Origin of the sequence: Alteraurantiacibacter aquimixticola, from assembly GCF_004965515.1 — a bacterium.
Lineage (GTDB): Bacteria > Pseudomonadota > Alphaproteobacteria > Sphingomonadales > Sphingomonadaceae > Alteraurantiacibacter > Alteraurantiacibacter aquimixticola.
On the sequence record NZ_SSHH01000002.1, the window covers coordinates 15,303 to 39,799 of the forward strand.

Annotated in this window: 18 protein-coding genes and 1 pseudogene; 15 read left to right on the forward strand and 4 right to left on the reverse strand. The window is 64.6% G+C overall.

Annotated elements, in window-relative coordinates; all coding sequences use genetic code 11:
* Positions 1-124: 124 nt before the first annotated feature.
* A pseudogene (locus E5222_RS16740) lies at positions 125-706 on the reverse strand (GNAT family N-acetyltransferase); the annotation flags it as partial.
* Between the two features lie 279 nt (positions 707-985).
* Here E5222_RS16740 and E5222_RS06530 point away from each other — a divergent pair.
* The 12 genes from E5222_RS06530 (at position 986) to E5222_RS06585 (ending at position 16,615) form a co-directional block, all read left to right on the forward strand.
* Positions 986-2,509: an acyl-CoA ligase (AMP-forming), exosortase A system-associated gene (locus E5222_RS06530; protein ID WP_136692976.1), complete on the forward strand. Its 1,524-nt coding sequence runs from the start codon at positions 986-988 to the stop codon at positions 2,507-2,509.
* Complete coding sequence (locus E5222_RS06535) at positions 2,506-3,732, forward strand: pyridoxal-dependent decarboxylase, exosortase A system-associated (protein ID WP_136692977.1); 1,227 nt, start codon at positions 2,506-2,508, stop codon at positions 3,730-3,732. Before E5222_RS06530 ends, E5222_RS06535 begins: the two co-directional genes overlap by 4 nt.
* A 190-nt stretch (positions 3,733-3,922) precedes the next feature.
* Positions 3,923-4,567, forward strand: coding sequence for an XrtA/PEP-CTERM system exopolysaccharide export protein (locus tag E5222_RS06540; protein WP_136692978.1), 645 nt, complete (start codon positions 3,923-3,925; stop codon positions 4,565-4,567).
* Positions 4,568-4,592: 25 nt separating this feature from the next.
* Entirely contained in the window at positions 4,593-6,110 is a 1,518-nt protein-coding gene (locus E5222_RS06545) for an XrtA system polysaccharide chain length determinant (RefSeq protein ID WP_136692979.1), read from the forward strand.
* A 10-nt stretch (positions 6,111-6,120) separates the two neighbouring features.
* Complete coding sequence (locus tag E5222_RS06550; protein ID WP_136692980.1) at positions 6,121-7,101, forward strand: P-loop NTPase family protein; 981 nt, start codon at positions 6,121-6,123, stop codon at positions 7,099-7,101.
* 16 nt (positions 7,102-7,117) lie between these two features.
* The gene (locus E5222_RS06555) at positions 7,118-8,740 is read left to right on the forward strand and encodes a preprotein translocase subunit YajC (protein ID WP_246021592.1); all 1,623 of its coding nucleotides are present in this window, start codon (positions 7,118-7,120) and stop codon (positions 8,738-8,740) included.
* A 26-nt stretch (positions 8,741-8,766) separates the two neighbouring features.
* On the forward strand, positions 8,767-9,927 hold the full coding sequence (locus E5222_RS06560) for an XrtA/PEP-CTERM system-associated ATPase (RefSeq protein ID WP_136692982.1): 1,161 nt from the start codon (positions 8,767-8,769) through the stop codon (positions 9,925-9,927).
* A 31-nt stretch (positions 9,928-9,958) separates the two neighbouring features.
* On the forward strand, positions 9,959-10,867 hold the full coding sequence (locus E5222_RS06565) for an XrtA system polysaccharide deacetylase (RefSeq protein WP_425456250.1): 909 nt from the start codon (positions 9,959-9,961) through the stop codon (positions 10,865-10,867).
* A complete protein-coding gene (locus E5222_RS06570) occupies positions 10,864-11,919 on the forward strand; it encodes a FemAB family XrtA/PEP-CTERM system-associated protein (protein ID WP_136692983.1) in 1,056 nt (351 codons plus the stop codon). The genes E5222_RS06565 and E5222_RS06570 overlap by 4 nt, the downstream gene beginning before the upstream one ends.
* A gap of 5 nt (positions 11,920-11,924) precedes the next feature.
* Positions 11,925-13,160 carry a TIGR03087 family PEP-CTERM/XrtA system glycosyltransferase gene (locus E5222_RS06575; RefSeq protein ID WP_136692984.1) on the forward strand — a complete coding sequence of 412 codons (1,236 nt, stop codon included), beginning with the start codon at positions 11,925-11,927 and terminating at the stop codon, positions 13,158-13,160.
* On the forward strand, positions 13,150-14,706 hold the full coding sequence (gene xrtA / locus E5222_RS06580) for an exosortase A (RefSeq protein WP_136692985.1): 1,557 nt from the start codon (positions 13,150-13,152) through the stop codon (positions 14,704-14,706). The genes E5222_RS06575 and xrtA overlap by 11 nt, the downstream gene beginning before the upstream one ends.
* Positions 14,707-14,716: 10 nt before the next feature.
* Positions 14,717-16,615 carry an XrtA/PEP-CTERM system amidotransferase gene (locus tag E5222_RS06585; RefSeq protein ID WP_136692986.1) on the forward strand — a complete coding sequence of 633 codons (1,899 nt, stop codon included), beginning with the start codon at positions 14,717-14,719 and terminating at the stop codon, positions 16,613-16,615.
* On the opposite strand, the gene zapE is transcribed toward E5222_RS06585, so the two are convergent.
* Together zapE and E5222_RS06595 are read right to left on the reverse strand one after the other, a co-directional pair.
* Entirely contained in the window at positions 16,612-17,736 is a 1,125-nt protein-coding gene (zapE, locus tag E5222_RS06590) for a cell division protein ZapE (protein WP_136693769.1), read from the reverse strand. The genes E5222_RS06585 and zapE overlap by 4 nt on opposite strands.
* Positions 17,733-18,515, reverse strand: coding sequence for a succinate dehydrogenase iron-sulfur subunit (locus tag E5222_RS06595; protein WP_136692987.1), 783 nt, complete (start codon positions 18,513-18,515; stop codon positions 17,733-17,735). The genes zapE and E5222_RS06595 overlap by 4 nt, the downstream gene beginning before the upstream one ends.
* Positions 18,516-18,764: 249 nt before the next feature.
* On the opposite strand from E5222_RS06595, the gene E5222_RS06600 reads away from it, so the two are divergent.
* Entirely contained in the window at positions 18,765-19,493 is a 729-nt protein-coding gene (locus tag E5222_RS06600; protein ID WP_136692988.1) for an SDR family NAD(P)-dependent oxidoreductase, read from the forward strand.
* A gap of 81 nt (positions 19,494-19,574) precedes the next feature.
* Positions 19,575-20,210 carry a class I SAM-dependent methyltransferase gene (locus E5222_RS06605; protein ID WP_136692989.1) on the forward strand — a complete coding sequence of 212 codons (636 nt, stop codon included), beginning with the start codon at positions 19,575-19,577 and terminating at the stop codon, positions 20,208-20,210.
* A gap of 86 nt (positions 20,211-20,296) precedes the next feature.
* Here the strand turns inward: E5222_RS06605 and E5222_RS06610 are convergent, their stop codons facing one another.
* Positions 20,297-23,023, reverse strand: coding sequence for an Rne/Rng family ribonuclease (locus E5222_RS06610; RefSeq protein ID WP_136692990.1), 2,727 nt, complete (start codon positions 23,021-23,023; stop codon positions 20,297-20,299).
* Positions 23,024-23,491: 468 nt separating this feature from the next.
* On the opposite strand from E5222_RS06610, the gene E5222_RS06615 reads away from it, so the two are divergent.
* Entirely contained in the window at positions 23,492-24,454 is a 963-nt protein-coding gene (locus tag E5222_RS06615) for an N-acetylmuramoyl-L-alanine amidase family protein (protein WP_136692991.1), read from the forward strand.
* Positions 24,455-24,497: the final 43 nt, after the last annotated feature.

Here is a 24,497-nt window from a genome sequence, read left to right on the forward strand (position 1 = left end):
GGTGAAACAAGCGTTTCGCCCGCCATTTGGCGAGCATGGGCCAGTTGCGCGCCTCACCCGGACGCAGGAAGGTGACCTGCCAGCGCGGGCGCGCCAGTTCCATCCAGTCTGCCTTGTAAGGATCATCGCCGGTGCCGAAATCGACCAGCGAAACGCGATTGCGGTCGATCACCTGCTCCAGCAGCGCCGCTGTAAGAACGGTGCCGGGCGAGAGCGGCTTTGCGCTTTCGCGATGCGCCAGCTTGTGGATGTAGGCGGTGCCGTCCTCCACCGTCCAGAATTGCGCTGCGACGGGCTCCCCCTCGGCGTGGGCAATGCCGAGGAGGTAGTGCCCCGCCTTGCTCTGCCACTGGGCAAAGGCGCGCAGCAGGGCGGGGTCTCCCTCCTCGCCCTTCCAGCTCTCGGCATAGATCGCCTCATAGGTGGCCCAATCGGCCGGATCGAACTGGCGGTTGAGCGTGATTTCAATCTTCTTCGCCTTGCGACGCAAGGTAGTGCGCAACGGGCCCGGGCGGGAGGCGAGGTAATCCCCGTAGCTGCGTCCGCCGATATCGAGAACATGGTTGGTATCGCAAATCTCGGCCTTGGCGGCCCAGCCCGCATCGCGGAAGGCGGTCATCATGTCCTCGTCAGGCTCCTCCGCCAGCTTGCCCAGCGTGATCCGGTGGGTGCGGGAGGAAAGATCGTCCGCAAGGGCCTGCCACATCGCCCGTGATGGCTTGCCGGAAACCAGCGGCGACCAGGTGAAGGCATACCAGTTGGTAAGCGCGGTCAGCCCGTCTGCACCTTGGGCAAGGGGGAGGCAGATGGCACCGTGATCGTCGCGGGCGAGGGCGAGCAAGGGGCGGTGGCCCGCCTGTTCCAGCAGGGCAAACCATTCCAGCTGCGCGAACGGTCCCTGGCCGGAAAGGCCAAAGCCATTGAGATCGCTCACGCTGTCGTGATAGCTGATCGCCGCCACTTCCTGTCCCCATCCTGGAGCAGCATGCCCCCTTCACCCGATCCCGTGCCGCGGCCTCTCGACCATCTCGCATCATGCGGGAGCGACGGGGATAGAGCGCTTGTTCTTCGCGGGCAAAGCTTAAGCTGGAATGACTTACGCAATCGTGTCGCGCTGCTCGCCGCATGGCTGGCGGAGCTGGCGCCGGAGAAGGGCGCGCGCATCGCCAGCTGGTGCGCCAAGGGGGAACTGACTTGCCTGATGCCGCTCGCCGCAGCGCGAGCGGGCGTCGTGCATGTGCCGATCAACCCGCTGCTGAAGCATGCGCAGGTGAACCATATCCTCCACGACAGCGGCGCCAGCGTGCTGATCGCGACCGAGGCGCGGGTGAAGAGCCTCGAGCCGGGAGATGTGCCTGAAACCTGCCAAGTACTGGGCGAGGGCGAGGCTTGGGCAGCGGCCGAGGCCCTTGGCGGCTCGCTACCGCCTTCGGAGGCCGACCCGCAGGACCTTGTCGCCATTCTCTATACCAGCGGCTCCACAGGCAGGCCCAAGGGCGTCATGCTCAGCCATGCCAATCTGTGGCTCGGCGCGGTCAGCGTGGCGTATTATCTTGGGATGGAGAGCGACGATGTGACGCTGGCCGTCCTGCCGCTCAGCTTCGATTACGGCCAGAACCAGCTGCTTTCGACCTGGTATGCGGGCGGATGCGTTGTGCCGCTCGACTATCTGACGCCGCGCGATGTGATCAAGGCTTGCGCGCGCGAGCAGATCACCACGTTGGCGGCCGTCCCGCCGCTGTGGGTCCAACTGGTCGAGCAGGAATGGCCAGAGGAAGCTGTCGCAGCAATGCGACGATTGACCAATAGCGGTGGCGCACTGACCACCGATCTGGTGCGAGGTTTGCGGTCCATCTTCCCGCAATCCCGTCTTTTTCAGATGTACGGTCTGACCGAAGCTTTCCGTTCCACCTATCTCGATCCCACGCTGGTGGACAGCCATCCGACCTCCATGGGCAAGGCCATTCCCTTCGCCGAAATCCTCGTGATCGACGACGGTGGCGAGCTTGCCGATCCGGGTGAGGAAGGCGAACTAGTCCATTGCGGCCCGCTGGTCGCGCAAGGCTATTGGCAGGACGCGGAACGGACGGCGGAGCGGTTTCGCCCCGCGCCCGCCATGTCCTCTTACGGCGGAACCGCCGTCTGGTCGGGCGACAGGGTTTGCCGCGACGAGGAAGGCCTGCTCTATTTTGTCGGGCGCAGGGATGCCATGATCAAGACGGCGGGAAACCGGATCAGCCCGCAGGAACTGGAGGAAGCCGCCATCGCCAGCGGATTTGCCGAGGAAGCCGTGGCTATCGGCGTGCCGGATGACAGGCTGGGTCATGCGATCCACCTGGTTCTGCGCGGATCGGGCGACGAGGAAGGCCTGCGAAAAGCCTTGAGAAGCGAATTGCCCAATTTCATGCAGCCCTCGGTCATCCGCTGGATGGAGGCCATGCCGCTCAACCCCAATGGCAAGATCGATCGCGCGCTTCTGGCTCGCACGGAGCGGGAGAGCGTGGCATGAAGCCGTCCGGGCCAATTCCACCTGATTTCAAAATCATGGATGATGAACTTACCATCGGTGGTAAGGTCGCCAGCGAACTGGTGCGAGAGGCTGGCGACACGCCGCTCTTCGTCTATTCGCGCGATATCGTCGCCGCACGGATGGAAGGCCTGCGCAAGGCGATGCCGGAGCGTCTGAAAATCCATTACGCGATGAAGGCCAACCCCTTCGCACCACTGCTGGAGTTCATGTCCGAGCTGGTCGACGGCCTCGATATCGCCTCAGGAGGCGAATTCGTGATGGCACGCGAGGCGGGGTTCCTCCCGCGCGAAATCAGCTTCGCCGGGCCCGGCAAACGTGACGAGGAGCTGAAAGCGGCGATCAAAGCAGGCGTCACGATCAACCTAGAAAGCGCCAATGAGGCGCGACGCGCGCTGGATGTTGCCTCTTTCCTCAGTGTCACGCCACGCCTTGCCATCCGCGTCAATCCTGACTTCGAGATGCGCGGATCGGGGATGAAGATGGGCGGCGGAGCCAAGCCCTTCGGCATCGACCAGGCGCAGGTTGCTGACGTCGCCAAGGAAATCATCGCTGCAGCAGCCGACTGGCGCGGATTGCATATCTACACCGGCAGCCAGGCGCTCGACGCTGCTGCCATCATCGAAACGCAGGCCAATGTGCTTTCGCTGGCTGCGGAGCTTTCCTCCCAGATCGGCGCGGAACTGCCGCATCTCAACATGGGCGGAGGCTTCGGCATCCCCTATTTCGACAAGGATCAGCCGCTCGATATCGGTGCCGTGGGCAGCGCCTTGTCGGAGCAATTCGCGAAGCTACCCGACATCCTGCAACAGACTGAATTCGCTATCGAACTCGGTCGCTATCTCGTCGGCGAGGCGGGCGTCTACCTGACCCGGATCGTCGATCGCAAGGTGAGCCATGGCGTGACCTATCTCGTCACCGACGGCGGGCTGCATCACCAGCTCGCCGCCTCAGGTAATTTCGGCACGGTCGTGCGGCGGAACTACCCCGTGGCCATCGCCAGCCACTTCGGTGCCGAGCCTGTGGAGGAGGTCAGCATCGTCGGTTGCCTGTGCACCCCGCTCGACCGCTTGGCCGACAATGTGATGATGCCGCGCGCCGAGGTGGGAGACCTTGTCGCGGTGTTCTGCGCAGGAGCCTATGGCGCTTCCGCCAGCCCCAGCGCCTTCCTGGGCCAGGGACCTGCGCGAGAGCTGCTGGTTTAAGGCTTTGCCGCAAGTGCGTCCCTGATCGGGACAGCGCCTCCAAAACCCGCGAAATCCGGGCGTTTTGGGCCGAAAGACTAACGCATTGTTCACCCTTTCCCCACACAAGGATCGGCGGATCCGCGGGTGGAGAATGTGTGGCGTTTGGCAGCGCCGCCCGTTCCTGCCCGAAACCCTTGAGGACGCGACAATGCGATTGATATCTGCTCTCCGCCTGCTGGCCGTGCTTTGCGGTTCGGCGCTGACGCTTGGCGGATGCGCGACCACCGGCGATGCACCTCAACTGGCCCCAGCGACCTTCGTCGCGATGCAGGAAGGGCCGGGCGAGGAATATGTGATCGGCCCGCTGGACGAGCTGACGATCCATGTCTGGCGCAATGACGAGCTGGGTGCCGAAGTTCAGGTACGACCCGATGGCCGCATCACCACGCCGCTGGTGTCGGACATGCCCGCCGTGGGCAAGACGCCGACCATGCTGGCGGAGGATATCCGCCTGCAGCTTTCCCAATATATCGCCGATCCGCTGGTGACCGTGATCGTCAACCGCTTTGCCGGCACGTTCAGCCAGCAGATCCGCGTCGTCGGTGCGACCGAGCAGCCCGCATCGCTGCCCTATCGCGCCAACATGACGCTGCTCGACGCGATGATCGCTGTGGGCGGGCTGTCCGAATATGCATCGGGCAACCGCGCCAAGCTGATCCGCTTCGATCGTACCACGGGCGGCCAGCAGGAATATGCGCTGCGCCTTGGCGACCTGCTGCGCAAGGGTGAGAGCGAGGCGAATGTGATGCTGATGCCGGGCGATGTGATCATCATCCCGGAAAGCATGTTCTGAGGCTGGCGGGCAGGGGGCGAACCACTTGAACCAGCTTGTCGAGGAATTGCGCGCAGCGCTCTGGTCGGTGTGGAACCGGCGCTGGCTCGCCCTGGCCGTCGCCTGGGGCGTCTGCCTGCTGGGGTGGCTGGCGGTGGCGCTGATCCCCAATTCCTATGAATCGGAATCGCGCATCTTCGTGCAGCTGGACGATGTGCTGGCCGAGCAAATCGGTATCGGCGCGGCCAGTCGCCAGCGCGATATCGAGCGGGTGCGGCAGACGCTGGTTTCCTCGGTAAACCTCGAAAAGGTCGTCCGCTCCACGCGGCTTGGCGACACGATCACCAATGCAGGCCAGATGGAAGGCGCAATCACGCAGCTCGAAGACGACATCACTGTCGTCTCGGAGGGTGCGAACCTGTTCGAGATCGCCGCCGTCAGTGGCCGCAGCGACCTCTCCGATGCAGAGAACGCGCAGCTGGCGCAGGTGATCGTGCAGCGGATGATCGACATCTTCCGCGAGGAAAACCTTGGCGGAGCTCGCGGCGACATGCGCGAAACGCTGGATTTCATCAACGCCCAGCTGGAACTGCGCCAGCGCGAACTGGAAGAGGCGGAGCAGCGCAGGTTGGAATTCGAAGCGCTGCATCCCGACCTGATCGGCGGAACCGCAGGCCTGCAGCAGGAACTCACCGCCACCCGTGCTGAATTGCGCAGCGTGGAGGCCGACCTTGCCGCGGCCGAAAGCGCACTGGCAGCTGTCGAGGGCCAGCTGTCCAGCACGCCGCGCACCATGCTCACGCCCGGTTCGGGCGGCCCGCAGGCGGCGCTGGCACAAGCGGAGGCGATGCTGGCGCAATACCGCTCGCAAGGCCTGACCGACCAGCATCCGGACGTCGTTGCGCTCAACCGCCAGCTGGCGACCTTGCGCGAAAGGGCAGCAGCCGATGGCGGCGCGACCGGCACGCCCAACCCTGCCTACAGTTCGCTTGTCTCTATCCGCGCCGAGCGGCTTGCCAATGTGCAGGCGCTGGAATCGCGTGCGGCGGCTCTGCGCTCCGAAATTTCCAGCATCATGGACAGCCAGTCGCGCGAACCCGGCGTTTCCGCCGAGGCGCAGCGGATCACCCGCGATTACGACGTGCTGCGCGAGCAGTATGACCAGCTCCTCCAGGACCGGGAGCAACTCCGCCTGCGCGGGCAGGTGGAAAGCGAACGCAGCGCGATCCAGTTCGAAGTGGTCGATCCGCCGTCCACGCCGCGCACGCCCGCCGCACCGAACCGTCCGCTGCTGCTGGTGGCGGTGTTGATCCTCGGGCTGGGAGCAGGGGCAGGAACGGCTTTCGCGATGGGCAAGCTGGGTTCGACCTATGCCACTGCCAGCCAGCTGGAACGCGCCTTCGACCTGCCGGTGGTCGGCACGATTTCGCACACCGTCACCGAGACTGCACGTGCTCTGGAACGCCAGCGGCTGAAGTACTTCGCCGCCGCCGGAGGTGCTTTGGGCGCACTGTTCGTAATCCTGCTGGGCGTGGAATTCGTCCAGCGCGGAATGATCGCGTGAGGGGGCTGGCATGACCGAGCAGAGCAAGATCCCCGTACCCGGCAAGGGTGAAGGCAAGTCGCTATTCGAGCGTGCCGAAAGCATGTTCGGCGAGAAGGGCTACACGCCCGCTCCTGTGCCGAGAGATCTGGCGCGCCCGGTCAACCGCAAGGTGGTGAAGCAGAAGCGGAGCGAGCCGGTTGCCCCTGCAGAAGCACCTGTCTCCGCCGAACCTGCCGCCACGCCGCAGCCCGCGCCCTTACCGGAACAGCCCCGCATCGCGCTGCCAGGCAATGCACATCCCGTCGATCGCGACGCGTTGACGCAGTATGGCCTGATCAACCCGGATGGTCCGGTCACCGCGCTGCTCGAGGAATTCCGCATCGTGAAGCGCCAGCTGCTCAAGGCCGCGCGCGCCGATGCGAGCGGGCTCGCACGGCGCATCCTAGTCAGTTCCGCTTTGCCCGACGAAGGCAAGACCTTCTGCGCCGTGAACCTGGCGCTGGCCATGGCGGCCGAGCGCGATTGCGAAGTGATCCTGGTCGATGCCGATGTCGCCAAGCCCTCGATCCTATCGCTCCTCGGCCTGCCCAAGGGTCCGGGCCTGATGGACGCGCTGGCCAATCCGGATGTCGCGATCGAGGATTGCGTGATCGCCACCGATATTGCCGGCCTGCATGTCCTGCCCGCCGGGAACCAGACGCATACGGACAGCGAATATCTCGCAGCCGCGCATACGGGCGAGGTGCTGTCCCGCCTGACACAGGGCGCGCCGGAGCGTGTGCTGATCTTCGATTCCCCGCCCGCGCTTGCAGCCTCTCCCGCGGCGGACCTTGCGCACCATGTGGGGCAGGCCCTTGTCGTCGCCCGTGCGGACAAGACCGGGCAGAGCGCATTGGAAGACGCGCTGACGCTGCTGTCGAACTGCCCCGACCTCAAGCTGTTGCTCAACGATGCACATTTCAGCCCCAGCGGTCGCCGCTTCGGGGCCTATTACGGTTATGGAGACTAGGGCGATGGTCCGCACAATGCACCGATCGCTCTTGCTGGCCCTCGCGCTACTCGCGCCGCTGCCTGCGTTGGCTCAGGATGCTGCCGAACCCGAAGCCGTGCGCGGCAGCCGCGTGGATGTGCAGCCCTATATCGAGGCGGCGCAGGTCCTGACGGCGGAGCTTTCGCCGGGCGACGACGTGCTCACCTATACGCAGCTCGCCGCCGGCGTGGATGCCATGATCGCGGGCCGCAACAGCGCGGCCTCGGCCTCGCTGCGCTATGAGCGGCGCATCGGCTATGGCGAGGTTTCGGACGGCGATACGATCACCGGCATTGCCCGTGGTTCGCTCGCCCTGGTGCCGCGCAGGCTGACTTTCGAGGCGGGCGCACTCGCATCGCAGGTACGTGTCGAAAGCGGCGGCGCCACCTCGCTCGGCGGGTTCGATGCCGACGACAGCTCCACCAGCCAGATCTATTCGCTCTATGCCGGGCCGACGCTGCAGACCAATGTGGACGACCTGCTGGTCACAGGCGCCTATCGCATCGGCTACACCCGTGTCGAAGCGCCCGATGCCGTGGTGCTGACGCCGGGTGACGAGCCGGTGGACCTCTTCGACGATTCGGTAACGCAGCAAGCGACCATCCGCGCAGGCTTCGCGCCGGGCACGGTCCTACCCGTGGGCGTGGGTGTCGGGGCAGGGTGGAACCGGCAGGATGTGTCCAATCTGGACCAACGTATCGACGATCGGCATGTGCGCGCCGACGTGACCGTTCCGGTCTCCCGCACGCTCGCCCTGGTTGGCGGTGTGGGTTACGAGGAGGTGGAAGTGTCGAGCCGCGATGCGGTGCGCGATACCGATGGCATTCCGGTGATCGGCAGCGACGGACGCCTCGTCACGGATGAGAGCTCGCCGCGTGTCATCGCCTATGAGACCGACGGGCTGATCTGGGATGCAGGGATCATGTGGCGTCCCTCCCGCCGCACGTCGCTGCAGGCCATGGTGGGCCGCCGCTATGGTTCGACCACCTATACCGGATCGTTCTCCTATGCGCCGAATCCGCGCACCAGCCTGAATATCGGCGTTTACGACAATCTCACCGGTTTCGGCGGCGTATTGGCAGACAATCTCTCCAACCTGCCGACCGAGTTCGAGGCCGTTCGCAACATGCTGACCGGCGATCTTGGCGCGTGCGTTGCCTCGCTTGAGGGCAACACCTGCGCACTCGGCTCCTTTGGCTCTCTGCGCAGCGCGGTCTTCCGCAGCCGCGGGGTGACCGCCAGCCTCTCGCGCAGCAATGGCCGCACTTCTTACGGCATTGCCGGCGGATATGATCGCCGGGCCTATATCGCCGCCGCCGGTACCGCGCTGGAAGCTGTGGATGGCATTGTCGACGAGAATGTGTGGCTGGGCGCCTATGCCGGCCACCAGCTGGACCGCCGCTCCGGCATCGGGGCAAATGCCTATGTCAATTGGTTCGATAGTGGATTCGACAGCACTGGCACCGGCATGGGTTACAGCGCATCGCTTTCCTACAACCGCGAGATCATCGCCGGGCTGAGCGGCACCGCCGCCGTCGGCCTCGACGGGGTCGCGCGCGACGAACTGCCCGATTATTCCAACGCATCGGCCCTTGTCGGCCTTCGCTATTCATTCTGACGGGTCCAACCGAGGAGCGCAGACCCATGTTCGAGAACTTCTACGGCCTCACCGGCAAGCCTTTCCAGCTGACGCCCGATCCGGAATTCTACTTCCGTTCGATCACCCACCGCAAGGCGCTTTCCTATCTCGGATACGGCCTGGCGCAGGGTGAGGGCTTCATCGTCATCACCGGCGAGGTGGGCGCCGGCAAGTCCACGCTGGTCGCCCATATGGTCGCCAGCATCGATCCGTCGCAGGTGACAGTGGCGCAGGTCGTCACCAGCAAGCTGGACGAGGAAGAGATCGTCCATGTGGTGGCGCAGGCCTTCGGCCTCGACATCGAGGGGCATGACAAGGCGAGCGCGCTGGGCGCGATCGAGAGCCTGCTGCATGAAGAGGCCCGCGAAGGCCGCCGCTGCCTGCTGGTGGTGGACGAATCGCAGAACCTTTCGGTGAAGGCGCTGGAGGAGCTGCGCATGCTCTCCAACTTCCAGCTCGGCAGCCACCCGCTCTTGCAGACCATGCTGCTGGGCCAGCCTGAATTCCGCATCACCCTGCAGAGCGATCCAAACCTCGAACAGCTGCGCCAGCGAGTGATCGCAGCGCATCACCTCGAACCGATGCAGCAAGGCGAGATCGAGCCTTACATCACTCACCGCCTCCAACGCGTGGGCTGGAAGGGGAACCCGTCCTTCGACCAGCGCGTGTTTGCCGGGATGTTCGAGGCATCGGGCGGCATTCCGCGCCGCGTCAACCAGATCGCCAACCGCCTGCTGCTGCTGGGCGCGGTGGAGCAACGCTCGCGCATCGATGACGCGATGCTGAAGGCCGTCCTGGCCGAAATGGAGGACGAGAAGGCCCTGCCGGATACTTCGGAGAAAGCGCCCGAAGCCGTGGCAGCGGCCGCAGCTCCCGAAGTCGCACCTGCGGCGCCCATGGTGCCCGGCTTCTCAATGGAAGAGGTCGAGAAGATGCTGGCCGCGCGCGATGCGCAGATCGCGGAATTGCAGCAGGCCGTGGTGGAACTCTCGAACCATCAGGACGAGGCGATTGCCGCTGCCGTCCGCCCGGAGCTCCAGGCCATGCAGGAACAGATCGCCCGCCTTGAAGCGAAGAGCTTCGAGCAGGAGCGCACGATCCGCCAGACCCTGACCATGCTGATCGAGTGGATCGAGGGCGAAATGGACGAGACCAAGGCGGCCTGACGCCCCGCGACTGAGGAATAATCGTACCGTGGTGGATGCCATCGAGCTGCAGACCAAGCCGGACCAGGATAGGGACCAGCGCATCGTCAACGGCCTGTCGGTCGATGTCGAGGACTGGTTCCAGGTGGGCGCGTTCGAGGATGTGATCGAGCGCGGCGACTGGGCCGGGCTGGATGACCGCGTCGATCGCAATGTTCGCGAAATTCTCGATCTGTTCGACGAGGCCGAGGCCAGCGCCACCTTCTTCACGCTGGGCTGGGTCGCCAAACGGCACGGGACGCTGCTGCGCGAAGTGGCCGAGCGCGGGCACGAGATCGCCAGCCATGGCTGGGACCATCGCCGCGTCCATACGATGACCCGCACCGAATTCGCCGAGGATATCCGCAAGGCGCGCACCGAGATCGAGGATGCCAGCGGTACGCGGGTCACCGGCTATCGCGCGCCCAGCTTTTCCATCGACCAACGCACACCGTGGGCATTCATGGAGTTGGTGGAGCAGGGCTATACCTATTCCTCCAGCGTCGCGCCGGTCGCGCATGACCATTATGGCTGGCCCGAGGCACCGCGCTTCGCCTTCCAGCCCTTGCCCTGGGCGGACCTGATGGAGATTCCGGTGACCACCGCCATGTTCGGCGGCAAGCGCCTTGCGGCAGGCGGCGGCGGCTTCTTCCGCGTGCTCCCCTATGGCTTCTCGCGATGGGCGATCCGGCAGGTGAACCGCCGCGAGGGGCGACCGGCGGTGTTCTATTTCCATCCGTGGGAAATCGATCCCGGTCAGCCACGCGTGGCTGGTGCGCCGATCAAGTCGCGCCTGCGGCATTACACCAATCTAGACAAGATGGCCCCCAAGCTCCGCCAGCTGATCCATGAATTCGCATGGGGCCGGATGGACGTGATCGCCCATCGCGAACGCAACCGGGTGGAAGCCGAGGCCGCGTGAATGCGCCCTTTGCCCTCCCGGCCCGCATGCGTGTGGCGGACCTCTCGCAAGCAGAAGAGGTCGCGCGGATAGAGGCCTTTGTCTTCGGTCAGGGCGGCTCGATCTTCCATCGCCCCGCATGGCTCCATGCGGTGGAGGAAGGCACGGGCAATCGCGCGCTGGGCCTTGTTGCCGAGCGTGGCGGAGAGATCGCCGGATGGCTGCCGCTCACCGAAGTCCATTCTGCGATTTTCGGCCGCATGCTCGCATCGAGCGGTTTTGCCGTGGGCGGCGGGGCGCTGGCGGCGGACCCCATGTGTTCGCTGGAGCTGTGCCGCGCGGCGGAGGAACTGGCCGTGCGGCGTAACTGTACGACCATCGAACTGCGCGGCGGCCTCGCGCCTGAGGGATGGGACGAGCGTACGGACAGCCATTGCGGGTTCGTCTGCGAACTGGCCGAGGATGAGCAGGCGCAATTGCTCGCCATCCCGCGCAAGCAGCGCGCCGAGGTTCGCAAGGGCCTGCAGAACGGGCTACGCGTCAGCATCGGCACGTCCGAAGCCGACCGCGAAGCGCACTATGCCATCTACGCCGAAAGCGTCCGCAATCTCGGTACGCCTGTCTTCCCGCGCGCGTTATTCGATGCGGTGCTCGACGGTCTGGATGCCGATATCTTGACTGTGAGCCACGAAGGCCGCCCGGTGGCGAGCGTGCTCTCGCTCCACCATGATGGCGCGGTGATGCCCTATTGGGGCGGAGGCACGCTTGCAGCACGGCACCTTCGCGCCAATGACGTGATGTACTTCGCGCTGATGAACCATGCGCGCATTCGCGGTTGCACCCACTTCGATTTCGGGCGCAGCAAGACGGGCAGCGGTGCCTTCAGCTTCAAAAGGAACTGGGGGTTCGAGCCACAGCCGCTCACCTATGCCAGCTGGACCGCGCCGGGAGCGGCGAAGCGCGACGCCGATCCGAACAGCGATCGGCACGCCGCGCGCATCGCCGCATGGCAGCACCTGCCGCTGGGGATCGCCAATTGCCTCGGCCCCATCATCGCGCGCGGGCTGGGCTAGGGCGGATGCCGGGCTCGGACATCCTCTTCCTGGCACATCGCCTGCCATTCCCGCCCGATCGCGGGGACCGTATCCGTTCGTGCCATGTACTGCAGGCTCTGGCGCAACTGGCTCCCGTCCACGTCGGCTGCTTCGCCGATAGTGAGGAGGACGCAGCCTATGGTGCTGAGCTCGACAAGGTGGCGCAGAGCAGCTGTGTTGTCCGAAAATCCAAGCCGCTGCCCATGGCTGGCATCGAAGCCCTTCTTCGCGGGGAGCCAGTCAGCCTTTCCGCCTATCGCAGCAACGAGCTTTCGCGCTGGGTCGACAGGATGCTTTCCGGCGGCCGCATCGGCGCGATCTACGTTTTCTCCGGCCAGATGGGACAATTCGTGCCCGCCAGCTGGAAAGGCCGCCTGGTCGTCGACCTGGTCGATGTCGATTCCGCGAAGTTCGAGGAATATGCACGCGATCCTATGCCGTACCGGCGCTGGCTCTTTCGCCGCGAAGCCCGCCTGCTGTCGCGCGAGGAGGCAAGGCTTGCCGCACGCGCCGACCACACGCTTCTGGTGAGCGAGCCGGAAGCAGAACTCTTCGCCTCCCGCGCACCCGATGCCCGGAACATCCGCGCCATGGGCAATGGCATCGATACCGTGCGTTTCGCACCCGATTCCGTGGATCCGACGCCCGAGATGAAGGGGAAGGGGCCGCACCTGCTCTTCACCGGGCAGATGGACTACCCGCCCAATATCACCGCTGTGACCCGCATGGCGCGCGAAATCATGCCGCTGATCCAGTTGCGATATCCGCAGGCGCAATTCCACATCGTCGGCCGCGCGCCCACGCCCGCCGTGCTCGCACTGGCTCTGCAATCGGGGTGCCATGTGCACGGCGCAGTGCCCGATATCCGGCCCTGGCTGCGTGCAGCCGACGTGGCCGTCGCCCCACTCACCCTTGCGCGCGGAGTGCAGAACAAGGTGCTGCAGGCGATGGCAATGGCGAAGCCCGTTGTCGCCAGCCCGCAAGCCGCGACCGGCATCGCGGCGGAGGACGGCAAACAGATTGTCGTTGCGGGAGACAACCGGCAGTTCGCAGTGCGCACGATCACCCTTCTCGAAAGACCGGAGCGCGCGAGGGCCATCGGAACCGCCGCCCGCGAATTTGTCGAGTCGCAACAAGGGTGGCCCGCCATGCTGGCCGAGCTCCCCGGACTGATGGGCTGCGACGGGAAGGGGACGGAGGGATCGCGCAATGCCGCTTGATCTCGCCATGCCGTCCAAAGCCGCGCTGACGGAAAAACTGCCCGCACAATGGCGCAAGCCCCTGCTCCACCTGGCGCTCGCCTGCGCCGCCGTCCTGCTCCTATTCGCCCCGGTCTTTGCCGACATGGCGATGCAGTTCTGGGACAGCTCCAGCTACAATCACATCCTCTTCGTACCGGTTATCATTGCATGGCTGGTCGCCCAGCGCAGCGGCGAGTTGGCCAAGCTCACGCCGAAGGCATGGTGGCCGGGACTTGTTGCCCTTGCCGGAGCGCTGTTCCTTTGGCTGCTGGGCGATATCGCCGGTATTGCGCTGGCAACGCACCTCGCGGTCGTTGCCATGCTGCAATCGCTGGTACTGACGATGCTCGGCCCGCGCGTCAGCTGGGCGCTGGCATTCCCGTTCGCCTATGGCTTCTTCCTCATCCCCTTCGGCGACGAGCTGGTCCCGACCCTGCAGATGGTCACCGCCGACCTCACCATCGCGCTAACGCAATGGAGCGGCGTGCCTGCGGTGATCGAGGGCGTGTTCATCGATACGCCCGCCGGCCTGTTCGAAGTGGCGGAGGCTTGTTCGGGCGTGAAGTTCCTCATCGCCATGATCGCACTGGGTACGCTCGCCGCGCATGTCTGCTTTGTCAGCTGGAAGCGCCGCGCGTTGTTCATGCTTGCTGCCATGGCGCTGCCGATCCTTGCCAATGGCGTGCGGGCATGGGGCACGATCTATATCGCGCAGTCTCAGGGTATCGAATTCGCCGCCGGCTTCGACCACATCTTCTATGGCTGGATCTTCTTCGCGCTGGTCATGGGCCTGCTGCTAGCCTTGAGCTGGCGCTTCTTCGACCGACCGCGCGACGGGGCCTTTATCGATGCCGAGGCCATTGCCGCTGCCCGTTGGCCCGAGGCTCTGGAGCGCATGGCGATTGCACCGGGGAGGGCGCTGGTCGGTGTTGCAGCGCTGTGCCTCGTCGCCATTGGCTGGTCGGTACAGGCCCGCAGTGTCGAGGCGGAGCTGCCGCAACAAATCGCGCTGCCCGAAATTCCCGGATGGCAGCGCGCGCCTTTCACCGAGGGACTGTGGTGGGAACCGCGCGCAGGCGGGGCGGATCACCGGCTGATCGGTTCCTACACCAATGCCGACGGCGCGCAGGTGGAGATGTTCTACGCGCTCTATTCCGCGCAGGAAGAAGGCCGCGAGGCGGGCGGTTTCGGTGAGGGCGCGCTGATGCCGGGCAGCGACTGGCGCTGGCATTCGCCGGGGCCGGACTTCGACGCGGGCTTTTCGCAGCGCCTGCAAGCCCCCGGCCCGGAGCAGCGCGTGACGCTGACGCTCTATCGCCATCGCAGTCTTGCAACCGGCAGCGTAGCGCGCCTCAAGCTCTCCAATATCCGCGACCGGCTGACCTTCGATGCCGAGCCGACCATGCTGCTGATCCTCTCCGCGCGTGAGGGCGGGGCGGTCCCGGCGGAGCAGGCGATCCGGGAATTCATCGCTTCCACCGCGCCCACCGGCGAATGGATGGACCGCATCGCGCAAAAGCCCTAAGCCCACGCGCATGTGCGGGATCGCCGGGATTTTCCATTGCGGAACCATCAAGCCGGTGGACCCGGCGCGTGTGGAGCGGATGTGCGACGCACTCGCCCATCGCGGACCCGATGGATCGGGCGTATGGACCGCGCCGGGCGTCGGCCTCGGGCACCGCCGCCTCTCGATCATCGATATCGCCGGATCGCCGCAGCCGATGCATTCCGCCGATGAGCGGCACGTGATCAGCTTCAATGGCGAGATCTACAATTTCCGCGCCCTGCGCCGCGAACTGGAAGGGCTGGGCGCCGAGTTCCGCACCGATGGCGATACCGAGGTGATCCTAGCCGCCTATCAGCGCTGGGGAACGGATTGCCTCTCGCGCCTCCACGGCATGTTTGCCTTCGCGATCTATGACCGCAAGGACCGCACACTGTTCCTCGCCCGCGACCGATTTGGGGTGAAGCCGCTCTTTATGGCGATGCTGAGCGATGGCAGCATGGCCTTCGCCAGTGAATTGAAAGGCTTGCTCGCCCATCCGCTGCTGCGGCGTGAGGTCGATCCCAGGGCGATCGAGGATTACATGACCTGGGGCTATGTCCCCGATCATAGCAGCATCCTGCGCGGCGTCGAGAAGCTGCCCGCGGGCCATTTCCGCCTGCTGAAGCATGATGCCGCGCCTGCCGATCCGCAGCAATATTGGGACATCTCCTTTGCCGAGAGGCGCAAGGGCAAGCCGCGCGACCTGGAGGCGGAATTGCTCCACCACCTGCGTGAGGCAGTAACTTCGCGGATGGTCTCTGATGTTCCGCTCGGCGCATTCCTGTCGGGCGGCGTCGACAGCTCCAGCGTGGTGGCGATGATGGCGGAGGCAAGCCGCGATCCGGTGCGCACCTGTTCGATCGGATTCGACGTGGCGGCTGTGGACGAGACGTCGCATGCCGCGAAGGTGGCGCAATTGTTCGGCACCGATCATGTCAGCCGGGAGGTCGGCTCCGACCAGTTCGATGCAATCGACGATATCGCGGCCATGTTCGACGAACCCTTTGCTGATGCCTCCGCCTTGCCGACTTGGCGCGTATGCCAGCTGGCGCGCGAGAATGTGACGGTTGCGCTGTCGGGAGACGGCGCGGACGAGGCGATGGCGGGATATCGCCGCCAGGTCTTCCATCATCATGAGGAGCGCGCGCGGCGGCTGCTACCCGCTCAGCTGCGGGAAAAGGTGATTGGACCGCTCGCGCAAGCATGGCCTAAGGCGGACTGGGCACCGCGACCGCTGCGCGCGAAGTCGACCTTGCAGGCGCTGGCCGGTACTGGCCCGCAAGCCTATGCGTTGGCACTCGGCACCGTACCGCCTGCAATTCGCGCGTCGCTCTATGGCGAAGACTTCCGTCGGCAGATCGGTGATTACCGCGCTGAGCACGCGCTGGAAAAGGTAATGCGAGACGCTCCGGCGCGGTCTGGTCTCGATGCCGCGCAGTATGCCGACCTCAAGTTCTGGCTACCCGGAGACATCCTGACCAAGGTCGATCGAACCAGCATGTCGGTGAGCCTTGAGGCGCGTGAACCCCTGTTAGACCACCGCTTGGTCGAGTTCGCCGCCAGCTTGCCCGAAGGTCTGCGGGTGAAGGGGAAGCAGGGCAAATGGCTTCTGAAGAAGGCGATGGAGCGGTACCTGCCCGCCGACATTCTCTACCGCTCGAAGCAGGGTTTCGTGACGCCGATTGCCGAGTGGCTGCGTGGGCCGCTGCAAGGCCAGACCCGCGCCATTGCCGCCAGCAGCGCGCTAGCCCGCACGGGGTGGTTCGATCGCGCACAACTCTCACGTATTGCCGAGGCGCATATCTCCGGACGGAGCGACCATTCGCGGCTGCTGTGGCAGCTGATCATGCTCGACAAGTCGCTGTCGCGGCTGGGGATCGCGACCTAGCCCGCCTCGCCATGGCCGAGCGCCATGTATGCGTCGCTTTGCATTTCCTTGAGCCGACTGACCGTGCGCTCGAATTCGAAAGCGCCATCGCCTGACGGGTAGAGCTGCTCAGGCTCCACCGCAGCCGAAGCGAAGAGCTTCACCCGGTTCTCATACAGCGCATCGATCAGCGTGACGAAGCGCGCCGCCTCATTGCGCATCTCGCGATCCATCTGCGGGATCCCGACGATGATGACGGTATGGTATTCGCGCGCGATGGCCAGATAGTCGGAGGCACCGCGCGCCTCCTTGCACAGCCGCTTGAAGCTGAACACGGCGACGCCCTTGAGACTCTTGGGTACGAACAGCGTCCGCCCGCCGCCGAGGTCCAGTTCGGCGGAGGGGACGTGTTCGGCATCCTCCGGGGCGAAGTCGGTGAGGCGGAAGAACAGCTCGCGCAGCTGTGCCGTAGCCTCATCCCCGATTGGCGCATGCCAGCTGGCCATCCCGCCGATGCGGTCGAGCCGGTAATCGGTGGGGCCATTGAGTTCGATCACGTCCAGCCTCCGCTCGATCAAGTCGATGAAAGGCAGGAAGTGCTCGCGGTTCAGCCCGTCCTTGTACAGATCGCGGGGAGGGCGGTTGCTGGTGGTCACCACCGTCACGCCATGATCGACGATCAGCGCGCGGAACAGGCGTGACATGATCATCGCATCGGTGGAGTTGTTGACCACCATCTCGTCGAAAGCGAGGCAGCGCACATCCTCGGCAAGGGCGGCCGCGACGGGGGCGATGGGATCGCCCGCCTCCTTCTTACGCTCCTCGCGGATGCGTGCGTGGACCTCAAGCATGAAGGCGTGGAAATGCGCGCGGCGCTTGCGGCGGATGTCGAGGCAATCGAAGAACAGGTCCATCAGCATGGACTTGCCGCGGCCCACGCCGCCCCACATGTAGATGCCGGTTTCCGCCCTGGGCTTGCGCCTTAACAGCCGGTCGATGAGGCCCGGATCATCAGCCTGCCGGGAGGCCTCCAGCGTTGCCTGCAGCTCACCCAGACGCCCGGCAGCTGCGCGCTGCTGCGGATCGGGGCGAAGCTCGCCCGATTCCAGCAATTCCTCGTATCTGGCAAGAACTCCGGTCAGATCTGGCGTTCCGCCTGCATCTTCTTGATTTCGGCGATCGCACGCGCCGGGCTGAGGCCCTTGGGGCAAACATTGGCGCAGTTCATGATCGTGTGGCAGCGATAGAGGCGGAAGGGATCCTCCAACTCGTCAAGCCGCTCACCCGTCATCTCGTCGCGGCTATCGGCCAGCCAGCGATAGGCCTGCAGCAGGATCGCCGGGCCAAGGAACTTGTCCGAATTCCACCAATAGCTTGGGCAGGAGGTCGAGCAACAGGCGCACAGGATGCACTCATAGAGCCCGTCCAGCTTCTCGCGCTGTTCGGGCGATTGCAGCCGCTCCTTGCCCGAGGGCGTGGTGGAGACCGTCTGCAGCCACGGGCGGATGCTGGCATATTGGGCGTAGAAGTGCGTGAAATCGGGCACCAGGTCCTTCACCACTTCCATATGCGGCAGCGGGGTGATCTGGATATCGCCCTTCAGGTCCTCGATCGCGGTGGTGCAGGCGAGGCCGTTCTTGCCGTTGAGGTTCATCGCGCAGGAGCCGCAGATGCCTTCGCGGCAGGAGCGGCGGAAGGTCAGCGTCGGATCGATCTCGTTCTTGATCTTGATGATCGCGTCGAGGACCATCGGGCCGCAATCGTCCATATCGATCTCGAACGTGTCATAGCGCGGGTTCTCTCCGCTGTCCGGGTCCCAGCGATAGATGCGGAAGGTCTTCACCCGCGTGGCGCCTTCCGCCTTGTAGAGGTGGCCCTTGCCGTTGATCTTGCTGTTCTTCGGGAGCGTGAAGGTCGCCATAATTGCCCACTTTCCTTGATCTGCGCCCTATCTAGCCAATCGTGCCGCAAGGGCAAGGCAGACCTTGGTCCGGCCCGGGGACAGCGGGCATTAGGCAAGAGGGCATGGAACACATGGAACACTGTCCTGTTCCAAATACCGCTTCAACCCAAGCGCCTTTCCAGAAGACCGCGCCCGATATGGCGAAAAGGCCATGTTTCCATCATCGCCAGTCGCCTTAGATTGTCGCCATGCCCATAGGAAAGCGCCATGACCACAGCTGACTGGCCCCGCCGCGCGGCTGTATTCGGCGCAACCGGCGGGATCGGCGCCGCGCTGTGCCGTGCCTTGGCTGACAGGAATGTGGCGGTTATGGCCGGATCGCGCAGCGGGGAATGTCCGCGGCACCAATTGATCACCCCGTTTCGCTTCGACCTCTCGGATGAAGACAGCATCCGGACGGCCGCCCGATCGATGGCCGACGAACCGCCCGAGCTAGTGATAGTCGCCACCGGTCTACTGACATTGGCTGACGGCACCGGGCCGGAGCGCAGTTACAAGGCGCTGGACCCGGCCGCCATGGCCGAGGCCTTTGCCGCGAACGCCATTGGCCCGGCACTGGTCGCGAAGCACCTCCTCCCGCTGATGCCGCGACAGGACCGCTTCGTGTTCGCTGCGATCTCAGCAAAGGTCGGCTCGATCTCGGACAACCGCATGGGCGGCTGGCACAGCTACCGCGCCAGCAAGGCCGCGCTCAACATGCTGGTGAAGAACTTCGCCATCGAAATGGCCCGCACCCATGAGCAGAGCATCGTGGTGGCGCTGCATCCGGGCACGGTGGACACACAACTTTCGCAGCCTTTCCAGTCCAACCTCCCCGAAGGTCAGCTCACCCCCAGGCGCGAGGCGGCGATGAACCTGTTGCAAGTGCTGCTCCAGCTTCGGCCCGATGACAGCGGCAAGCTGATCGCCTGGGATGGAGCCGAAATCGCGCCCTGACTGTCCGACGCAGGCAGAAATTAGCCGTTTGCAATCGCTGCGACTGCGGTAATCTGCCCCGGCAAATGGAGGAGCGGTCGCATGGGTCTGCGCAACTGGTACGATGAAACAATCCTGCCCAAAATCGTGGCCGCGGGCTGTTCGTCTCCCGAAGTGAGCGAATTGCGCGCCCACGTAGTACCGCTGGCGCAAGGCAAGGTGTTTGAGATCGGCTGCGGCGGCGGGTACAATCAGGCGCTCTACAAGAAGGACGCGATCACCCAGTTCGCCGGGATCGACCCCAATGCCAGCCTTCTCGATACCTCGCGCAAGCGGGCGGAGGCGCAGGGCTGGGAGGCCGATATCCGCCAGGGCGTAGGCGAAGCCATCCCTTTCCCGGACGGGTCATTTGACACAGTTGTCTGCACCTACACGCTCTGTTCGGTCGACGATCAGGCAAAGGTGCTGTCCGAATTGCGCCGCATCCTGAAACCGGGCGGCCGGCTGCTCTATCTCGAACATGGCAAGGCCCCCGATCCCGGGCCGGCGAAATGGCAAAGGCGGATCGAGCCGGTGTGGAAGAAGCTGATGGGCAATTGCCACCTGACGCGCGAGATCGGCGCGGCCATCCGTCCCGCAGGCTTCGAGGTTGAGCCGATCGGGCAGGAATATTTCGAAAAGGCACCCAAATGGGCCGGGTGGATCGAATGGGGCGTGGCGCGCAAGGTCGGCGCCTGATCCCGCAAGTCATCTAAGGCGGAAACAAAACGGGCCGGAGCAGCGATGCTCCGGCCCGACTTGTTTCGCTTGGCCTCTCTTACGGCTTACTGGCCGAAAGTGCGCTGCCACCAGCCACGGCGCGGTTCCCCGTCGGGGCCTATGGCCTCATCACCAGTCTCGGCAACTTCCGCGCCGTTGGCATCATTGGCCGGTTCCGCAGCAGGCGTTTCCGCGGCGGGTTCCTCCGCAGTCTCCTCCTTCACCTCATCGGCCTTCTTGCGGCGGGTCCGCGGCTTGCGGGCGGGCTTTTTCTCCACTTCCGCATCGGCCTCGGCTGCTTCCTCCGGCTTTGCATCATCCGCCTTGGCTTCGTCTGTCTTAGGCTCGTCGGCCTTAGGCTCGTCCGCCTTCTTCCGGCGAGTGCGGCGCTTGGGCTTTTCCTCGACTTCCTCGGCGGGCTTTTCAGCCTCTTCCTCGGTTGCAGCGTCGGTGTCTGCAGCCTTCTTGCGACGCGTACGGCGCTTGGGTTTTTCCTCTGCTTCGGCTTCTGCCGGAGCTTCGGGTGCTTCCTCTTTGACGGTCTCCGCGTCGGCTTCGCTTGCCTCGGCTTCTTCGCCTTCGGCTTTGCTACCTTCCGCAGCCTCATCACGTCTGCGGCCTCGGCCGCGGCCACCACGGCGGCGGCGGCGAGGCTTTTCGGTCAGCTCTTCTTCCGAATCCTCGGAAGCCTCTGCATCGGCATCGCCGCCGGAGGAGCTTTCCTCGTCATCATTGTCAGATTCTTCGCGATCGCGGTTGCGATTGCGGTTCCGGCCGCCACGGCGACGGCGACGGCGCTTCTTGCGGTCATTGCCATCGTCGTCGTCATTGTCCTCATCGTCGGAGGTATCGACAGCGTCATCCGCCTCGTCCTCATCCTCGTCGACGATCGGTTCGAACTTGGGCGCTTCGGTCGGGCGCGGGCCGGAGGAGGTTACGCGCATCTTGGCGCCTTCATCCTCGCCCTCCGGCACGACCTGCACGGTCACGCCATAGCGGCTTTCGATCTCCGCAAGGTCCGAACGCTTGGCATTGAGCAGGTACACGCTCGCCTCGGTCGAGGCGTAGAGCGTGATCACCGTGCCTTTACCCTTGGCGGCCTCATCCTCGATGAAGCGCAGGGCCGAAAGGCCTGCGGAAGATGCTGTACGGACCAGGCCCGTACCGTCGCAATGCGGGCAGGAACGGGTGGTCGCTTCCAGCACGCCGGTGCGCAGGCGCTGGCGGCTCATTTCCATCAGGCCGAAGCCGGAAATGCGGCCCACCTGGATGCGCGCACGGTCGTTCCTGAGCGAATCCTTCATGCACCGCTCGACTTTGCGGATGTTGGAGTTGTGCTCCATGTCGATGAAGTCGATCACGACCAGTCCGGCCATGTCGCGCAAGCGCAGCTGGCGGGCGATTTCCTTGGCGGCTTCGAGGTTCGTGTGCAGCGCCGTCTGCTCGATGCCATGCTCCTTGGTGGAACGGCCCGAGTTGATATCGATCGAGACCAGCGCCTCGGTCGGGTTGATAACCAGATAGCCGCCGGACTTCAGCTGCACGACAGGCTCGTACATCGCCGACAGCTGGTCTTCCGCGCCATAGCGCTGGAACAGCGGGACGGGATCGGAATAGGCCTTCACCCGCCGCGCATGGCTGGGCATGAGCAGTTTCATGAAGTCCTTGGCGGAGCGATAGCCTTCCTCGCCCTCGACCACGACTTCTTCGATCTCGCGATTGTAGATGTCGCGGATGGCGCGCTTGATCAGGTCCGAATCCGAATGGATCAGCGCCGGAGCGCTGCTCTTCAGCGTGTTTTCGCGAATCTCGTCCCACAGGCGGGCGAGGTAGTCGAAGTCACGCTTGATCTCGGTCTTGTTGCGCTGCAGCCCGGCGGTGCGCACGATCAGGCCCATGCTCTTGGGCAGGCTCAGCTCGTTGACGATCTGCTTCAGGCGCTTTCGGTCGGAACCGTTTGAAATCTTGCGCGAAATGCCGCCGCCATGGCTGGAGTTCGGCATCAGCACGCAATAGCGGCCGGCGAGCGAAAGATAGGTTGTGAGGGCGGCGCCCTTATTGCCACGCTCTTCCTTCACGACCTGGACGAGCAGCACCTGGCGGCGCTGGATGACGTCCTGGATCTTGTAACGGCGGCGCAGCGCCTGACGCTTGGCGCGCACATCGTCGATTTCCTTGGCGCGGCTGCCGCCACCGCGACGGCCACCACCCTGGCGACGTCCGCGAGCGCGGCCTCGGCCACGGCGCGAGCGGGCAGGTTTGGCGTCGTCTTCGGACTCGCCGTCTTCACCGTCCTCTTCCTCGGATTCCTCGTCCTCGTCGGACTCGTCCTCATCCTCGCCATTTTCGAGCTGGCCGTCCTCGATCGTGGCGACGTCGTCCTTTTCCGAGGTGTCGATTTCCTCGACGCCGGGTCCTTCGTCCTCGTCGTCGCCGTCATCGCCGACATCGAGATCCTCTTCGTCCTCGTCCTCGGCGGCACGAAGCGCCGCTTCCTCTTCGGCCGCAGCCTGTTCCTCGGCCAGCAGCTGGGCACGATCCTCGGCCGGGATCTGGTAATAGTCGGGATGGATTTCGCTGAAAGCGAGGAAACCGTGACGATTGCCGCCGAAATCGACGAAAGCCGCCTGAAGCGACGGTTCGACCCTGGTTACCTTGGCGAGGTAGATATTGCCCTTGATCTGCTTGTGTTCAGCAGATTCGAAATCGAATTCCTCAATCCGGTTTCCCTTGAGCACCGCCACCCGCGTTTCTTCCGGGTGGCGCGCATCGATAAGCATGCGCGTTGCCATTTAAATTTCTCCAGGCATGTGATCCTCGTGCGGCGCAAGGCGCCATCAGAGCATGCCGATATGTGTGAATTCCCCTGGGCGCGGGGCCGTGGCCGGGCGCTTGCGGGAGAGATAATTGGGCGCGGCTGCCGGTAGGCCGGGAGCTCGCGCTGCGGAATGTGTCTGCGGCGAAGCGAAGGCGCAGGATTTCGTTCTGCGCGAGAGCGGGGGTCGCCATGGTGCAGTCTACAGACTGCTGGCTGACCTTGTAGCTCTGGCTTCTCATCGCGGCATCAACCTGTAAATCAAGCCGGAACCGCAGGATTGGCGGGCCCGGATCGGCCACGGAGCACTATTCCCCGGGCCAAGTATTCGGCTAGCATTTGGGGAAAGCCTCGGCAACCTTATTGCGCGTTTTCGCAAATTTCCCTTGGTTGGCTGCCATGAACATGGTGAAAACGCGGCTAACGAGGCAATAGGGGATCAGGCTTGGTCTGGTTTCGGATCCAGATTGCGCTGCTCTTCCTGGCGCCAGTCCTGCTTTTTGCGGGCCTTTATGCTATTGGCAAGGCCGTTCCCGTGCCGCATCTGGGCCGAGAATATGTCGTCCGCATAGCCTTGCCCGAACCGGGCACGACGGTGGAGCTGCCTCCCGTCCTGGGTCCCGACGATCCTACCCGCCCGCTAGTGGTGATAGATGCCGGTCACGGCGGTCATGACCCGGGAGCGGTCGGTGCAGGTTTTCGCGAAAAGACGCTGACCCTCGGCCTGGCGCGAAACCTGCGCGACCAGTTGCTGGCCGATGGCGGTATTCGTGTGGCGATGACCCGCGACGAGGACAAATATCTGGTCCTGGCCGAACGCGTACAGATCGCCCGTGCCCTGGGCGCCGACCTGTTCATCTCGATCCATGCCGATTCCGCCGGGGAGCGCGACGAAGTCAGCGGCGCGAGCATCTACACATTGTCGGAGGAGGCTTCCTCCGAAGCGGCCGCCCGCTTCGCCCAGCGCGAGAACGAAGCCGATATCGTCAACGGCATCGAATTGTCGGGCGGGACGGAGAGCGTGAACGCGATCCTGGTAGAGCTGTCGCAGCGCCGCACCTCCGATGCCTCGGCCCAGTTTTCCCAATTGATCGTGCGCGAAGGGGAGGGCACCCTGGCCTTCCACCCCCAATCCGAACGTTCCGCAGCGCTTGCCGTGCTGCGCGCACCGGACGTCCCATCCGTTCTGTTCGAGGCTGGTTTCATCAGCAATCCCGACGAAGCCGAGCGCCTCGCCTCGGTCGAGGGGCAACGCGCCTTTGCCGGCGCCATGGCGCAGGCCATCCGCATTCACCTGGCGCGCGAAGCGGACGTTTCGCTCCAAAGCGCCGGTGTCGATGCGGCGTCCTCTACCGACGTCGTACCGGAGGGCGAAGGCGAGACAACAGCCGCACCCGGCGCCGGCTGACCGCAGCCCGTCGCATTCATTCTGGCGCAAGCCGGAAGCCCCA

Bases quoted from the DNA above. Each gene is read 5' to 3' on its own strand.
- E5222_RS06605 (WP_136692989.1), top strand. From the start codon at position 19,575: ATGGGTCTGCGCAACTGGTACGATGAAACAATCCTGCCCAAAATCGTG.
- xrtA (WP_136692985.1), top strand. From the start codon at position 13,150: ATGCCGCTTGATCTCGCCATGCCGTCCAAAGCCGCGCTGACGGAAAAA.
- E5222_RS06585 (WP_136692986.1), top strand. From the start codon at position 14,717: ATGTGCGGGATCGCCGGGATTTTCCATTGCGGAACCATCAAGCCGGTG.
- E5222_RS06575 (WP_136692984.1), top strand. From the start codon at position 11,925: ATGCCGGGCTCGGACATCCTCTTCCTGGCACATCGCCTGCCATTCCCG.
- E5222_RS06540 (WP_136692978.1), top strand. From the start codon at position 3,923: ATGCGATTGATATCTGCTCTCCGCCTGCTGGCCGTGCTTTGCGGTTCG.
- E5222_RS06535 (WP_136692977.1), top strand. From the start codon at position 2,506: ATGAAGCCGTCCGGGCCAATTCCACCTGATTTCAAAATCATGGATGAT.
- E5222_RS06550 (WP_136692980.1), top strand. From the start codon at position 6,121: ATGACCGAGCAGAGCAAGATCCCCGTACCCGGCAAGGGTGAAGGCAAG.
- E5222_RS06600 (WP_136692988.1), top strand. From the start codon at position 18,765: ATGACCACAGCTGACTGGCCCCGCCGCGCGGCTGTATTCGGCGCAACC.
- E5222_RS06555 (WP_246021592.1), top strand. From the start codon at position 7,118: ATGCACCGATCGCTCTTGCTGGCCCTCGCGCTACTCGCGCCGCTGCCT.
- E5222_RS06610 (WP_136692990.1), bottom strand. From the start codon at position 23,023: ATGGCAACGCGCATGCTTATCGATGCGCGCCACCCGGAAGAAACGCGG.
- E5222_RS06595 (WP_136692987.1), bottom strand. From the start codon at position 18,515: ATGGCGACCTTCACGCTCCCGAAGAACAGCAAGATCAACGGCAAGGGC.
- E5222_RS06560 (WP_136692982.1), top strand. From the start codon at position 8,767: ATGTTCGAGAACTTCTACGGCCTCACCGGCAAGCCTTTCCAGCTGACG.
- E5222_RS06530 (WP_136692976.1), top strand. From the start codon at position 986: ATGCCCCCTTCACCCGATCCCGTGCCGCGGCCTCTCGACCATCTCGCA.